The following is a 15,945-nucleotide window of genomic DNA, read 5'->3' on the forward strand; positions in this document are numbered from 1 at the left end:
TAGCGTTATGATGTACATGTAGATGAAATTTCCGGAAATAAATTACAAACAAAATTACAAACCAAATTACTAGGGAGTGGACACCATGGCCTTAACACCCGTGTTAGCAGAATACTCATCTCAAACATATTTGAAAAAACTTGATGCATACTGGCGTGCAACCAACTACATTTCAGTAGGTCAGCTTTATTTAAAAGACAATCCTTTGTTGAGAGAACCTTTGAAAGATTCGGATGTAAAGGTGAAGCCTATTGGACACTGGGGCACGATTCCAGGCCAAAACTTTATTTATGCTCATCTTAATCGTGTTATTAATAAATATGATTTGAACATGCTTTACATTGAAGGTCCTGGTCACGGCGGTCAGGTTATGGTTTCAAATTCATATCTTGATGGAAGCTACACTGAAATCTATCCACAAATCACTCAAGATATCCCAGGCATGAAGAAACTGTTCAAACAATTTTCGTTCCCTGGCGGTATTGCTTCGCATGCTGCTCCTGAAACACCTGGATCTATCCATGAAGGTGGAGAGCTGGGCTATTCCCTTTCTCATGGTGTAGGTGCTATTTTAGATAATCCGAATCTGATTTCGGCTGTTGTTATTGGGGATGGTGAAGCTGAAACGGGACCATTAGCCGCTTCGTGGTTCTCTAACAGATTTATCAATCCAATCACGGATGGCGCAGTGCTGCCAATCTTACACTTGAATGGCTTCAAAATTAGTAACCCAACGATTATGTCTCGCCAATCGAAAGAAGAGTTAACTTCGTTCTTTAAAGGTTTAGGTTGGGAACCGTTTTTTGTTGAAGGTGAAGACCCTGATCACATGCATCCAGAAATGGCGAAAGTATTGGATACTGCCATCGAGAAGATCGAAGCTATCCAGAAGAATGCGCGTGAAAATAATGATCTTACTCGTCCGGCGTGGCCAGTACTTATCTTCCGTTCACCTAAAGGCTGGACGGGTCCAAAGGAATGGGACGGAGTGCCGAATACAAATTCGTTCCGTGCCCATCAGGTTCCAATTCCGGTTGATCAAAAAAATATGCAGCACGCACCTGCCTTATTAGAATGGCTGAATAGCTATAGACCAGAGGAATTGTTCGACGAAAACGGTCGTTTAAAAGCTGAGATTGCTGAAATTCTGCCTACAGGCGAGAAACGAATGGGAATGAACCCTGTTGCGAATGCGGGTAACCTTATTAAAGACTTGAAATTGCCAGATTTCCGTAATTATGCGCTGGATAACTCCACACCTGGTAAAGTGATTGCGCAAGATATGTCGGTTTTGGGCAAATACGTTAAAGATGTGGTTGTATTAAATGAAGAGAATCGCAATTTCAGAATCTTCGGACCTGATGAAACGATGTCTAACCGCTTGGCTCCTGTTTTTGAAGTAACCAAACGCCAATGGATGGATCAAATTATTGAGCCTAATGATGAATTCTTATCATCTTATGGTCGTGTCATTGATTCCCAATTGTCTGAACACCAAGCTGAAGGATTGCTGGAAGGTTATGTGTTAACAGGCCGTCATGGTTTCTTCGCAAGTTACGAAGCCTTCCTGCGTGTGGTTGACTCGATGATCACTCAACACTTCAAATGGTTGCGTAAAGCAACGGATCAAGGATGGCGTGCAGACATCCCATCATTGAATGTTGTAGCTACTTCAACGGTCTTCCAACAGGATCATAATGGGTATACACACCAAGATCCAGGTTTGTTAGGTCATTTGGCTGATAAGAAACCAGAATTTATTCGTGAGTATCTGCCAGCTGACGCCAACTCTCTGCTAGCTGTTTTTGACACTATTTTAAATGATCGTCAAAAGATCAATTTGGTTGTTTCGTCCAAACACCCACGCCCACAATGGTTTTCTGCTGATGAAGCGAAGGAATTGGTGGACAAAGGTTTGAAGATTATTGACTGGGCAAGTACAGATCAAGGTGGAGAGCCTGATATTGTTATCGCTTCTGCCGGTACAGAGCCAACGATTGAAAGCTTAGCTGCGATCTCGATCTTGCATAAAAAACTGCCTGATTTGAAGATTCGTTACATCAACGTAGTAGACTTACTGAAGCTGAGAAGCCAAAAGTTAGATCCTCGTGGATTATCTGACGCTGAGTTTGATCAATTTTTCACAAAGGACAAACCAGTTGTGTTCGCTTTCCATGGCTACGAAGGTCTGATCAAAGATCTGTTCTTTGATCGTCACAACCATAACCTGCATGTACATGGTTACCGTGAAAATGGCGATATTACGACACCATTTGATATGCGTGTATTGAATCAAATGGACCGTTTTGATTTAGTGAAGGAAGCTGTTCTAAACTTACCTGACGCTGGAAAGTACGCGAATATTGCGGATGAAATGGATGCAATGGTTAAGAAGCATCATCAATTCATTCGCGAAGAAGGCATTGACTTGCCAGAGGTAGAGAACTGGGTATGGGAAGGCCTGAAATAAAAAAAGTACAGTACATTTCAGCTTTGTGTTGGACAACCAAGCAGTCTAGCATGAAGTGAAATATATGATTTGGTAGCAGAATAGAAGTGCCTGACCCCCTTGATTTCAACGGGGATCAGGCATTTTTTGATGCAGCACACAGAGAATTTAATAGGGAAGTCACGAGCAAGTGGGTAATAAGTATATGGGGAACTGAATGGTTCGCTGCATTTTGTCTGAATATTGAAGAGGTGTTATGGTATAAGAGAATAGGAGAGGAGGCTGTTAATATGAACCATCCAATTCCGGAGAAGGTATTGAATGATGGCACTAAGGTGCCTGTCATTGGGTTTGGAACTGCTGGATTGAAGGGTGCAGATGGAGTAACAGCGATAGCTAGCGCGATTGATGCAGGTTACCGTCTGATTGACACAGCTTTCAACTATGAAAATGAGGGTGCTGTCGGAAAGCTGTCCGGCAGAGTTCTGTACCCAGAGAAGAATTGTTGATTTGCTCCAAACTACCGGGTCGTCGACATGCGTATCAGGAAGCCATTGTCACGATCGAAGAGTCATTATATAGAGGCGGTTTGGACTATTATGATCTGTATTTAATCCATTGGCCGAATCCCCAAATTGATCGTTATGTTGAAGCCTGGCAGGCGTTGATTGAGGCGAAGAAGCGGGGCTATATTCGTTCCATCGGGGTCTGCAATTTTCTGCCTGAGCATAATGAACGTTTGATTCGGGAAACAGGTATCGCGCCGAGCATCAATCAAGTTGAATTGCATCCATTGTTTAACCAGGAGCATCAGCGTGCAAAAGATGCTGAACAGGGCATTGTGACGGAATCGTGGAGCCCTTTGGGTCGCGGTCACAGCATGATGGAAAACGAAGAGATTGGGGAAATTGCTGCTGCTCATGACAAAACCGCGACACAAGCGATTTTACGGTGGCATATTCAACTAGGAGCGATCCCGATTCCCAAGGCCTCTTCTGTAAAACATCAGACGGAAAACCTGAATATTTTTGATTTTGAGTTGTCGCCTGAGGAAATGAACGTAATCTCGGCACTTAGCAGGGAAGATGGACGGCTATGGGGGCAGGACCCCAATTCCTATGAAGAGCTATAATCTATAAGAATGAATGAGAAGGGTTCAAAAATCTGTGGAAGATTTTTGAACCCTTCGCTTTTAGTAATAACCGAAAGCATGCGATAGGTCCGTATATAGCTATGATGAATGATGAACATTTTTAATCGGATTTGATGTATGATATGGGGGAATGTAGTCCTTTCGAAGGAGGTCATCATGGGGATTTTGTCAAGGTTTAGGGATATTATGAAGATGAATATCAACGCCTTAATGGATAAGGCGAGTGATCCGGAGAAGACGATTGATGATTATATGCAAAATCTAAATAGTGATCTAGGCAAGGTGAAAGCGGAAACGGCCTCAGTGCTGGCTGATGAGAAAAGGGCGAAAAGAGCACTGGATGAATGTAGAACTGAGATCAAAAAGCTCCAGCATTATGCAAGTAAGTCTGTGGAAGCTGGCAATGAAGAGGAAGCCCGAAAGTTTTTGGAGCGTAAAGGTTTGCAGGCGGAGAAATTGGAATCGTTACAGACATCCTATGACTTAGCTTCGGCAAACGCCGTACATATGAAACAAATGCAGGAGAAATTGGTGTCCGATATAGGGCAACTGGAGTTGCGGCGTGCCGAACTTAAAGGGAAGCTGGCGATCGCCAAAGCACAGCAAACCTTGAATTCTATGGGCGACCATGATTCTGTTTTCGAGGCCTTGGAAGAAAAGGTGAACAGGGCATATGATGAAGCGATGGCGATAGCCGAGCTCCGAACAGGAACGAAGGACGACCTGGATGCGTTATTCGCACAATATGAGAAGAGTACCAATCCAGAAGATGAGCTGGCTGCAATCAAGAAGAAAATCAATCCCAAAGAATCATAATAGTTTCTACATGAAGAGGTGAGCAGATGCCGGTTATCGAATACAAATGCCCCAACTGCGGCAGCGGCATGGTCTTTGACAGTGAGACAGGAATGTTATCTTGCCATAGCTGCGGAAGAGAGGACAACATCGATACGATTCCTGATCCTCTGACTAATCGTATTTTTTCAGAAGATGAAGCCCATGAGTATCATTGCAATAACTGTGGAGCAGTGATTATGACCGAAGTGGAGACGAGTGCAACGGTGTGCAGCTTTTGTGGTTCTGCCGTGGTGCTGGGTGATCGACTGACCGGAGAGCTAGCTCCGGCGCAAGTTATTCCTTTTTCGATCAGCAAGGAAGAAGCCATAGCTGCATTCAAAAAATGGTGCAAGAATGGCCGTCTGACACCGAACCGATTCATGATGGCCGACCGAATCAAGGGAATAACTGGTATGTATGTCCCCTTCTGGTTATATGAATTACATAATCATATTGAGGTTCAAGGTGAGGGTACCCAAGTGAGAACCTATACAAGCGGAGATTACGAATATACAGAAACGAAGCATTTTGATGTATATCGGAAAATCCGTTTAAATTATGTGAAGGTTCCGATTGATGCTGCGGAGAAAATGAATGACGAGCTGATGGATAAATTGGAGCCTTTTCCCTATGATCAGCTCAAGCCTTTTAAAACGCCATATCTAGCGGGTTATATTGCGGAAAAGTATAGTTATAACGAAGAAGAGCTTTTCCCGCGAGTAAAAGACAAAGTGAAGGAATATATTGATGCTTATATTCAGTCTACGGTGTCAGAGTATACGTTCGTGAGTTACACGGAAAAGCAAATTGATACTACATTAAAACAAGCGGATTATGTCCTGCTCCCGGTATGGGTCATACACTATGACTACAATCAATTGGAGCATACGTTTGCGATGAACGGTCAGACGGGCAAGGTAGTTGGTAAACCTCCGATTAGCAAGTTCAAAGTGACAGCTTGGTTTGCAGGCATTTTCGGCATAACTCTCTTTTCATTAAGGTTAATCACTTGGCTAATCATGGGAGGAGAATTCTATTGAAAAAATATAGAGCCATTGTGGCTGTTTTGTTGTTCTTTGCCGCTTTTCTAGCGGTTCCTATGGAAATGAAGGGCGAAGCAGCAACGACAGAAATGAAGCCATTGATTTTTGATGAGGCGGGGCTGCTTAATCAGGAAGAGTATGATGTGTTGAACACTATGGCTAACCAATACGGAGCCGAAAGAGAAACAGACATTATTGTTTATACGACCAACAACCCCGACAATATGGATGTTATGAAAATGACGCAGGATTTTTATGATGACCATGGCCCGGGGTATGACAGATCCCATGGGAATGCAGTCATTTTAACGATGGATATGAGGAATAGAGAGGTTTATTTAGCTGGCTTTTACAAAGCAGAACGGTATCTGGATGACGACAGGCTTACTAAAATCCGCCATGAGATTACCCCGGATCTGACGAACGGTAACTATGGGCTTGCATTTCAAAAGTATATTCTGGGCGCGCGCAAATATTTGGCAATCCGCCCAGGTGTGAATCCGGACAGCATATTTTTCAAAGGCTGGCTTCATTTGGCGGTTGCGCTAGGATTGGCGTCTATTATTGTAGGTAAGATGGTTTCGAGTTCCGGCGGTCGGGTTACGGTAAATCGGCAGACCTACGAGGATGCAAGCACGTCAGGGGTTCTGGCACATCAAGATCTGTACACTCACACAACGACAACGAAGCGGAAGATTGAGAAGAGCAGTAGCAGCAGCTCATCAGGTGGAGGAGGCGGAACCACCAGCGGCGGTCATTCGCATAGCGGCAGCAGAGGATCATTTTAATGGAAGGGATGGATACAGCACATGGGGTTCTTCAGGAATCAATTTGGAAATGTTGTTGAATGGGAAGAATTTAGGGATGATATGATTTTTTGGAAGTGGAGCAATCGTGAAATTAAAAAAGGCAGTAAATTGATTATTCGCTCCGGTCAGGACGCCATTTTTGTAAATAACGGCAAGATCGAGGGCATTTTTGAGAATGAAGGGTCATATAACATGGACTCGGATATTATTCCATTTCTATCGACATTAAAAGGATTTAAATTCGGCTTTAACAGTGGCATGCGGGTGGAGGTCTTATTCGTTAATACGAAGGAGTTTACGGTCAAATGGGGAACACAAAACCCGGTTTTGATCCCTACTCCCCAACTGCCAGGCGGGATGCCAATTCGTGCCAACGGCACATTTAATTTTAAAGTAAACGATTATGTCACGCTTATTGATAAGATTGCCGGGGTAAAGGACAGTTATCTTGTTGAGGATGTGAAAATACGGATTACTTCGGTGTTGGATCAGTTATTGATGAAGTGGATCAGCCGAGAAGGCAAGGATATGTTTAATCTACAGGCAAATGCTTCTGATATTTCGAAGGGCATTCAGGAAGATCTGGATATGCAAGTGATGGACAAAGGTATGACGATTACAGGGTTTCATGTGATGAGCTTCAATTATCCTCAAGAAATCCAGGATATGATTACAAAGACAGCTTCTCATGAAATGATCGGTAATCTACAAAAGTACCAACAAGTGACGATGACCGACGGTATTGCATCGGGGAATGTAAAAGGCGGCGGTGCTGCTTCGGATATGGCGAGTATGATGATGGGCATGAATATAGCGAATGAAATGATGAAAAACTTGAACCCAAGCCAGAAGTCCCCGGCTGAGACTCAGCCTGCATCCGATGCTCCCACTCCTTCTGGTGAAGGTAAAAGACCTAATTTTTGTCCGAATTGTGGCACAAAAAACGAGGGAGCTAACTTTTGTCCGAATTGTGGACAGAAATTGAACGGGTAGCCATAGCTAACCGCTGAACTGTTTCCTTTCAGGAAATTGCCGACTGGCTAAGTAATTCTATAAACCAAACAGCAGTTGTTGCAGAGTATTCTCTGTGATGACTGCTTTTTTAATGGAGATTGTTCAAGCATGTTCTTTATAAATCCGATTTATTGGATTGAAAAAGGTACACAGGATAAGGTACTATAGCTATATAGTACGTATTTATATTAACTAATTAGTTATTACATTAATAAACTATAGGTATAGGAGCCATAAAGATGACCAAATTCCAAGATCAAATCATTGCGCGGTACAAGTTTGATGATGCAGAGAATGTCGGCAAGGATAGCTCCGGACAAGGTAATGACGGGATTGCTTCAGGCACAGCAGCACCTACGATCTCCCATACTACCGGAAGAGCGGCTTTGGCACTTGAGGGAGGTCCCAACGGAACATCTTATATTCAGCTACCTTCTGATCTGTTTAAAGATGTAAGCGATAACACTGGTGTTACAGTGACGGCTTGGGTGAATTTCGGCAGATTCACGGATATGTGGGAACGTGTTTTTGACTTTGGTAAATCCCACACGGGTCCTTATATGTTTATGACACGGAATCTGCGTGGAACTCTTTTCACTGAGGCTGACTTATCCGTAGACCCAGGAAGAGGTTTTGTCAGAGATGAATGGATGCACATAGCCCTGTCTGTAATCGGCACGGAGGGGGGCACATTAAGTAGTGCGGGCCCGGTGGTATATGTCAATGGTGAAGTGGCAGCAGACGGTTCCATCAGCCAAACCTCCAGCGGCAACTATGCCAAGCTGCGCAAATGGTTCGAAACGTTTGCAGATTCGACCAACTATAGCAACAATTTTATCGGTCGTTCCCAACATGCAGCGGATGTTGACTTTGCTGGCTTGGTTTCGGATTTCCGAATTTATAAAGCAGGCTTGACGGCGGATGAAGTCATTGAGGTCATGTGCGATTCATTGACAGATGAGGAGATTGTGAAGCTTGCCCGCGATAAGTATTTATCATTTCCGACGACGATTATAACCAAAGACATATCTCTACCAACGGTTCTGATGGGTGGAAGAGTAGAAGTGACCTGGAAATCCAGCCAACCTAGCATACTCTCTGACAATGGACGGGTTCAGGCGATTACTTCCGCACAGGGGGTCACCGTTACGGCTCTCTTGACCAGAGGTTCAAGTCGGATTGAAGAAAGCTTTGAAGTATCCGTTCTCCCGGAACAACTGCCTCCGTACACGCTGACCATTCATGGAAATAAGGAAGTTGTGGATGTTAGCGAAGTGATGTACGGCTTATTCTATGAGGATATCAATAACGCCGCAGATGGCGGGATATATGCAGAACTTGTACAAAATCGCTCATTCGAATCCTTCGAGTTTGATACGTATTCCCATGCTTCGGGTGAATGTGGATGCTCTACAGGACGGAATCGCAATCCGCTGTTCGCCTGGTCTGGTGATACGGACAAGATGAATCCACAACATAGCGGTGGATTGAATGAGTTTTTGGGCGCAAAGGATAAGGATGTGAACTCTTATTATGTGACGGTAGCGGATGGGGCAACGATCCGGAACAAAGGCTTCTCCGATTCTAACCAGAATTGTGCCATGTCCATCCAAGAGGGTGCCAAGTATGAGTTCACCATCTGGGCAAAGGCCGATTCGACGGGGACCATCACACTGCAACTTCAAGACTCGAAGGAAAAGGACATCAGTGATTCGGTAACCGTACAGGTGGAGGGTGGCAGCACGTGGAAAAAATACGGTGTCGACTCCAAGCTGGTGCTGACAGGTACAGCTACGGTGCTGGGACAGCTGGCACTTACATTTGAAGGGGATATTTCCATTGATATGGTTTCCTTATTCCCACAAGATGTATGGGGAGCAGGAGAGGAAGAGCAGTCCCCGTCGGCACACGCCAACTATCAGGGTAATCCGAACTACCGATTGAGAAAAGATCTGGTGAACGCACTGGTTGGCATGCATCCGAAGTTTTTGCGTTTTCCAGGTGGTTGTATTTCCGAAGGATCGTTTATATGGGAAAATGTATACGACTGGAAGGAATCCATTGGGGATATCGAGCTGCGTAAGGAAAACTTTAATGTATGGGGCTATATGATGACCATGGGTCTTGGTTATATGGAATACTTCCAGTTGGCAGAAGACCTGAATGCAGCTCCACTTCCGGTTATGGCCTGTGGTGTGCTTTGCCAAGCCCGCTCGGATTATGCTCATCCGGCTGGAGGCGCACTAAGAGAATACTATATCAAGAATTTTACGGATCTGATCGACTTTGCGATCAGCGTTGATTTTGAACATAATGAATGGGCCGCCATGCGTAAAAAAATGGGTCATGAAGCACCGTTCGATCTGCGTTATCTGGGCGTGGGCAACGAAAACTGGGGTACAGAGTTCTTCGCCAACTTTGAGGTGTTCAAGACATCAATTGATGAGTACATGGAGAAAAATTATCCGGGATATGAACTGCATATCATCTCCACGGTTGGCGCTCAAGCAGACGACGATGCTTATCAGCAGGGCTGGAAGTTCCTGAGCGGTAATATGAAGGGCTCAGCCAAGGTTGCTTTTGCAGACGGTAACCAGGTGACGGAAGAGACTGTAACCTGGTATGAAAAGCAAAAAGACTATATGGACACCATTGCCGATGAACACTATTACCGTTCTAATGAGTATCTGTTGAATAATGTGGACCGCTATAATTACTACTATAGAGCTTATAACGCGGATGGCAGTGTCAACTGGAAAGAAACGTCGAAGGTTTTTGTTGGGGAATATGCCTCGACAGATAAAAATACATTGGCAGGCGCAGTAGCAGAAGCAGCAGTGATGACGGGCTTCGAAAATAATGCTGATGTCGTCCGGTTGGCTGCCTATGCGCCGCTGTTTAACAAAGTCCTGACGGACGGAACTTACAGATGGACACCGGATTGTATCTGGTTCGATGACGAAACCGTGTGGTTTACACCAAACTATTATGTGCAGCAAATGTATGCCCAATATTTGGGCGATAAAGTATTGGCCACTTCGTTCTCTACTTACAAAAATGGCAAGCCAATCGACCTCATTCCTCAGGGGGGAATCGAAATCGCGACAGGCAACGCCGAGGTTGTAGTTAAGCGTGTGACCGTTACCTCCAATAAGGACGGCAGTGTACTGCTGGATCAAGATTTTACTAAGGAATTGAATTCATTATGGAAAGTTATTCCTGGTTCCGTAGGATCTACGTTGGAGGAAGGCAAGGGGCTTGTCCTCAAAGCCCAAGATAGCGGTCTGAATGGCTTGTACATCTTGAACGACAGCTGGAACAACTACAAGGTAGAGGTGGTTGCTTCTCGCCTTTCCGGCACGGACGGTTTTTATGTGGGTATAGGCCTCACGGATATTACCACTGAGAAAAAGAACGTCATCGAATACGCGATTGGCTATGGCGGCAATGCTACCGGCGTGAAGGTTTACAAGCAAGGTATAGAAGGCTATACCATGGGTGACTACTCTTCCAGTACAGCGGCGGGCAACCTGAGAGCGGCGAGCTATGAAGAGTTGGCCGACAACACCGACTACACCATCACGGTGAACTATGGGGGAGAAACGGGCAACAACCTGATTTGCTCCTACACCGACGGCAAAACTACCAGTAAAGTGCTGGACTACAAGTTGGAGGCTTACAACAGAGACGTATTTAATTCGGTGACCCAAGATGCTGAACATGTATATGTGAAGCTTGTGAATGCCGATAACGTAGATAAGGCGACGCAGCTGAATCTGGAAGACATGAGTGTCGAGTCGATCGCCAAGCTGATTACATTAACTGGCGATTCCTCGCTGGTTCATGTACCCAACGTGAATAAGAAAAATGATGAAAAGATAGTGCCTACTGAACAGCAGGTTACGCTGCATACAAATTCTGTCCTCTTACAATTACCAGCTAACTCGGTAAATGTACTGGTACTGGATCTAAAGGCGTAGTACCCCTAAGAAGTCAGGCGATGAGTTTTGCGTTTTTCTCACACTGGATATATTCATATGAAAAGTTAAAACCCGCTCACTGAGCGGGTTTTTTCTATGGATCAAGTCAGAGCGTTGTTAATTCGCTTTTCCCGACGGGCATTACTTGCTGCTTCTGTTTACCAATTCACGCGGATTGGTGCCATCGTCCATCGTTAGCGGGGTAGGCGCACCTGTGGCAATTCGCTCCCAAGGCACCATTTTAAAGTTCTGATTTAACTTCTTGCCGTTTTCGAGGTTTTCGTCATCTTGTGCAACGAAGATGCCATGAGGGAAGTTCTTGCCTAATCCGTAGCCAAGAACATCAATACCGTCTGTGACAGACGTACCATCTACGGTAGGGCTATCACCGATTGTGAAGTTGCTTATATATGCATTGTCGCCTTGTCGTTCATAGATCGCATAGCTGCTGTTGCCTTGGCTGGAGGCCATGAGATACCCCTTGCCGTCTTTGCCGTAATACAATGTGAGTCCCTCTATGTCATCGTGAAGTCTACGTCCATCTGCAATATCAACACGTCGCAGCGGCTTGGATGGACCGTCTGGCTCGGCACTATATTTCCAAATGGCGTAATCCTCTTCAGCAATGTAGAGCGTACCATATTCATCATCAGCGACCATGCCCTCGGATTGCGTAGCCAGCTTAAATTGGCGGACAAGCTTGCCGGCAATTTTATCGTTTCCATTGTCAATCAGCTCATATTGCTCAAATTCACCCTCTTTGCCCAAAACGAGCGCATAAAACTTACCTGTCTTGAGGCTATGGTACAAACTGAATCCATATACTTCTTTCATGGTTGCTTTAATAGGTTTGTCAACCACATTGGTCAACGTTCCTGATACACCATCAATGGTAAAGATATCGATTGTGTTGTTGGTTCGATTGGTTGCACCTGCGATATCGACTTTTTTACCGCCCAATGTGAAACCGTAACGAAGATCCACGTTGTTCATTTTTCCGACTTTCATGTTTTGCAGTTGCTTGCCATCCAGGTCATAGACTAAAATTCCGCCGCCCTTATTGGTAGCTAAAATTCTGCTTTTATCCGGATCAACCGGATTAAGCCAGATTGCAGGGTCGTCAGCTGCATCTTCTCCATCCTCCACGGCTTCTGTTTCGACAGAGGGGAGCACTTTATAGGTGGGGACTGCGTCCTTGGGATCTGTATATTTGCTGTTCTCTGCTTCAAGCGTAGTAATCACTTTTGTAGGAAGATATACATTTCCATTGATCATCTTAATTTCTCGGTCTGCTTTTCCGCTTTGGCCAGCTAGACGATATTGCTTCTCACCGACGGTAAAGGTTCCAACAATGCCATTTTTCAGCTTGATCAACACTGAATGGTCATCACTGTCCCACGTAATTTTTGCCCCTAATTTATCTGCTTGTGTACGAAGGGATTCGTACCCCGTGGGCTGAGCTACTGCCACATGGGGTATTGCAGGTGATACTAGGATCCCGGTCAACATGGTTAATAGTGCAATTTTAGTTGCCTTCATATGTATGCCCCTTTTCTGAAGCGAAAATGATATAACCGACTCAGTATAAAGTGACAATATCAAAAGAATACAATCAAAATGTAAAAGCGACGTAAATATTCAGTTGGCTGGTTTCCAGTATTGTTGTCTGTAATTCTTCGGTGACATTCCAAACCTTTCCTTGAAACACTTAGAAAAATAACTGGCCTGGGAGAATCCTGTTTCCTCCGTAATTTGCTGGATGGACCAGTCGGTTTGCAGCAAAAGACTGCGTCCCTGATCCAGACGATAGTCCATCAAATATTCAAGTGGTGTGCGCTGGAAGGTGGCCTTCATGCATCTGGCAAGATAGTTTTGATGTACGTGAAAATGTGCCTCCAGGTCTTTATTCGTGATGGCATTTCTGTAGTTTTGTTTTAAGAATATTTCGATTTGTTCAGCTAACTTGGAGGAACTGCTTTTGTAATTCTCATCATATTCCAAACTCTGAAAAATATTCACAAATGTTTGTTGAGTCTCCCATAGAGCCAGCTTTCGAGTTTTTAAAGTAGAGGCTAGTAAATAGTCCAATTTGGAGAACAGCTCATGGGGATTAATTAGTTTTTGATATTTGGGTAGATGGATGGTGGTATGTTCTGAGTGAAAATGTAGCTCAGGAATGGGGGTGCTAGGGATAATAAGATTCGGCGAGGATTGGGCGCACCACATACTATTAGTTTGAAAATGAAACCAGTAAAAGGAGGTTTGTTCTGTACATGCCTCTATGGGGAAATGGTGCTTATCCGGCTCAAGAATAAGTGCATGATTTTCAGTTATCTTCCACGACTCATCCTCCTCACCGATGTGCAGTAGTCCTTCTTTAATAATAATTACGTCAAAATATCCCAAGTGATAGCGATTCGGATGCCAGTCCCCTTTTTGGTATGTAGTAAAATTCCCCTCAATGAAATAAGGCAATGGAGGGACAAGGAAAGATAGAAAGTCTGTTTTGCTCATGGAAGTCAGCTCCTTTGTGTGTGAAATCGTATAAGTTTTAGTTAAAGATCGCGATTTTTTTTATAAATTCAGGTTGATAAAATAAGGACTGTAGCAAGGGGAGTTCAGGTTAGCTTGTTCGATATTATCATTACTTTATCCTTATTTTTTCAAAAATGAAAGCGTTCTATTTTCAGGAAGGGATGTTTATCCAATGAAAACGGCAAAACCAGTGAAGCATGTCATCGTCGATGATTCATTTTGGAAAAAGTATAAGCAGGTTGTGGCGGAAGAGGTTATTCCTTATCAGTGGAAAGCATTAAATGATGAATTACCAGATACAGAACCCAGCCATGCGATTGAGAACTTTAGAATTGCGGCCGGGGAATCTAGTGGAGAGTATTATGGAACCGTTTTCCAAGATAGTGATCTTGCCAAATGGTTGGAGACGGTTGCTTTTAGTTTAAGGGATCATCCAAATTCTGCGCTTGAAGAGCGGGCTGATGAAGTCATTGATCTATTGGGAAGAGCACAAGCTGAGGATGGATATCTGAATACGTACTATTTGCTGAAGGAACCTGACAATCGTTGGACAAACTTAAGGGACAATCATGAGCTGTATTGTGCGGGACACTTTATAGAAGCGGCTGTTGCTTATTACGAAACGACGGGTAAGACGAAATTCCTCAACATTATGGAGAAATACGTAGACCTGATTCAGCAGATATTTGGTACAGAAGAAGGGAAGCGGAAAGGCTATCCGGGGCATGAAGAAATTGAGTTGGCCTTGATCAAATTATACGACGTAACGGCTAAGGATCAATACCTCAAATTAGCGCAATATTTTATCGAACAGCGGGGACAGCATCCTATTTATTTTGTGGAGGAGCAAGAAAAGAGAAAGCATATTCAAACAGAGCCCACCTGGAATGATGATAACAATATTAATTTTGGCCTAGGCTTCGAATATCAGCAGGCACACCAACCTGTGCGAGAACAAAAAGAGGCCGTTGGTCATGCGGTAAGAGCAGTGTATCTGTATATTGCGATGGCGGACCTAGCTGCAAAAACGGGAGATGCTTCTCTGCTACAAACCTGTGAAACGCTGTGGGATGATGTCACGAACCACAAAATGTACATTACTGCCGGAATCGGATCTACGGTGAACGCGGAAGCATTCACTTGCCATCATGATCTTCCCAATGACAGCATGTACTGCGAAACTTGCGCCTCTGTAGGGCTGGCTTTCTGGGCCAATCGTATGCTGCGCTTAGCGCCGGACCGGAAATATGCCGATGTTCTGGAGCGTGCGCTCTACAATGGAACGATCAGTGGGATGGATCTGGATGGGAAACGGTTTTTCTACGTGAATCCGCTGGAAGTCAATCCTTTCCAAAAATCGAGAAAAGATCAGGAACATGTAAAAACAGAGCGGCAAAAATGGTTCTTCTGCGCCTGCTGTCCACCCAATTTGGCGCGAATGATTGCATCGGTGGAGGACAATATGTACACCCAGACCGAGGATACGTTGTATACGCATCTGTATATTGCCAGCAAGGTGAACATGACTTTATCTGGACAAGAGATTGAAATTACACAAACCCATCATTATCCGTGGGATGCGGATCTTGCTCTTTCGATTCATGTAACAGAGCCAACTGCATTTAAATGGGCACTGCGAATTCCAGGGTGGTGCAAGCAGGCAGAGGTCAAGGTGAATGGGGAAGTCATATCACTAGACCATCTTGAAAAAGGCTATGTCGAGATTCAGCGCACTTGGAAGGATGGCGATATGGTAACTTTGCACTTGGCTATGCCGGTGGAGCGCATTCGGAGCAATCCGCTTGTCTCCATGAACCAGCAGCAAGTTGCTCTTCAACGTGGTCCAGTTGTGTACTGTCTGGAAGAAGCGGATAATGGGGCGAACCTGGCAGGATTAAGATTACCAAAGGATAATCCCGTTACAGAAGAATTTAGCGAAAATCTGCTGGGTGGCATTGTAAAGCTGACCATAGAGGGATATCGGGTAAAAGGTTCAAATGCATTATACAGCTCGGAGCCCCCTGAACTTGTTCCTCAACAAATTACCGCCATTCCTTACTACGCCTGGTGCAATCGGGCCAAAGGGGAAATGCGTGTATGGTTTTATGAATCATAATTCATTCGC

Annotated in this window: 9 protein-coding genes and 1 pseudogene; 8 read left to right on the top strand and 2 right to left on the bottom strand. The window is 44.4% G+C overall.

Going from position 1 to position 15,945, the window contains the following annotated elements:
* Positions 1–85: 85 nt before the first annotated feature.
* The 7 genes and pseudogenes from PPM_RS01305 (at position 86) to PPM_RS01335 (ending at position 11,285) form a co-directional block, all read left to right on the top strand.
* A complete protein-coding gene (locus PPM_RS01305; protein ID WP_013368894.1) occupies positions 86–2,470 on the top strand; it encodes a phosphoketolase in 2,385 nt (794 codons plus the stop codon).
* Positions 2,471–2,739: 269 nt separating this feature from the next.
* Positions 2,740–3,581: pseudogene (locus tag PPM_RS01310) on the top strand (aldo/keto reductase).
* A gap of 177 nt (positions 3,582–3,758) precedes the next feature.
* Positions 3,759–4,418, top strand: coding sequence for a PspA/IM30 family protein (locus PPM_RS01315; RefSeq protein ID WP_013368895.1), 660 nt, complete (start codon positions 3,759–3,761; stop codon positions 4,416–4,418).
* Between the two features lie 26 nt (positions 4,419–4,444).
* Positions 4,445–5,479 (top strand): TFIIB-type zinc ribbon-containing protein, encoded by a 1,035-nt coding sequence (locus tag PPM_RS01320; RefSeq protein WP_013368896.1) that lies wholly within the window; start codon positions 4,445–4,447, stop codon positions 5,477–5,479.
* Positions 5,476–6,270: a TPM domain-containing protein gene (locus PPM_RS01325; RefSeq protein WP_013368897.1), complete on the top strand. Its 795-nt coding sequence runs from the start codon at positions 5,476–5,478 to the stop codon at positions 6,268–6,270. The genes PPM_RS01320 and PPM_RS01325 overlap by 4 nt, the downstream gene beginning before the upstream one ends.
* A 21-nt stretch (positions 6,271–6,291) precedes the next feature.
* On the top strand, positions 6,292–7,284 hold the full coding sequence (locus PPM_RS01330; RefSeq protein WP_013368898.1) for an SPFH domain-containing protein: 993 nt from the start codon (positions 6,292–6,294) through the stop codon (positions 7,282–7,284).
* A 260-nt stretch (positions 7,285–7,544) separates the two neighbouring features.
* The gene (locus PPM_RS01335; protein ID WP_013368899.1) at positions 7,545–11,285 is read left to right on the top strand and encodes an alpha-L-arabinofuranosidase C-terminal domain-containing protein; all 3,741 of its coding nucleotides are present in this window, start codon (positions 7,545–7,547) and stop codon (positions 11,283–11,285) included.
* A 141-nt stretch (positions 11,286–11,426) separates the two neighbouring features.
* Here PPM_RS01335 and PPM_RS01340 read toward each other — a convergent pair whose 3' ends face one another.
* The gene (locus PPM_RS01340; RefSeq protein ID WP_014599384.1) at positions 11,427–12,824 is read right to left on the bottom strand and encodes a phytase; all 1,398 of its coding nucleotides are present in this window, start codon (positions 12,822–12,824) and stop codon (positions 11,427–11,429) included.
* A 99-nt stretch (positions 12,825–12,923) separates the two neighbouring features.
* The gene (locus PPM_RS01345; RefSeq protein ID WP_013368901.1) at positions 12,924–13,799 is read right to left on the bottom strand and encodes a helix-turn-helix transcriptional regulator; all 876 of its coding nucleotides are present in this window, start codon (positions 13,797–13,799) and stop codon (positions 12,924–12,926) included.
* Between the two features lie 193 nt (positions 13,800–13,992).
* Here PPM_RS01345 and PPM_RS01350 point away from each other — a divergent pair, with 193 nt between their 5' ends.
* A complete protein-coding gene (locus PPM_RS01350) occupies positions 13,993–15,936 on the top strand; it encodes a glycoside hydrolase family 127 protein (RefSeq protein ID WP_013368902.1) in 1,944 nt (647 codons plus the stop codon).
* Positions 15,937–15,945: the final 9 nt, after the last annotated feature.

It is taken from the genome of Paenibacillus polymyxa M1 (assembly GCF_000237325.1).
Lineage (GTDB): Bacteria > Bacillota > Bacilli > Paenibacillales > Paenibacillaceae > Paenibacillus > Paenibacillus polymyxa_C.

Excerpts from the sequence above, each read along its gene's own strand:
- PPM_RS01345 (WP_013368901.1), bottom strand. The coding sequence starts at position 13,799 with ATGAGCAAAACAGACTTTCTATCTTTCCTTGTCCCTCCATTGCCTTAT.
- PPM_RS01340 (WP_014599384.1), bottom strand. The coding sequence starts at position 12,824 with ATGAAGGCAACTAAAATTGCACTATTAACCATGTTGACCGGGATCCTA.
- PPM_RS01330 (WP_013368898.1), top strand. The coding sequence starts at position 6,292 with ATGGGGTTCTTCAGGAATCAATTTGGAAATGTTGTTGAATGGGAAGAA.
- PPM_RS01305 (WP_013368894.1), top strand. The coding sequence starts at position 86 with ATGGCCTTAACACCCGTGTTAGCAGAATACTCATCTCAAACATATTTG.
- PPM_RS01315 (WP_013368895.1), top strand. The coding sequence starts at position 3,759 with ATGGGGATTTTGTCAAGGTTTAGGGATATTATGAAGATGAATATCAAC.
- PPM_RS01350 (WP_013368902.1), top strand. The coding sequence starts at position 13,993 with ATGAAAACGGCAAAACCAGTGAAGCATGTCATCGTCGATGATTCATTT.
- PPM_RS01335 (WP_013368899.1), top strand. The coding sequence starts at position 7,545 with ATGACCAAATTCCAAGATCAAATCATTGCGCGGTACAAGTTTGATGAT.
- PPM_RS01320 (WP_013368896.1), top strand. The coding sequence starts at position 4,445 with ATGCCGGTTATCGAATACAAATGCCCCAACTGCGGCAGCGGCATGGTC.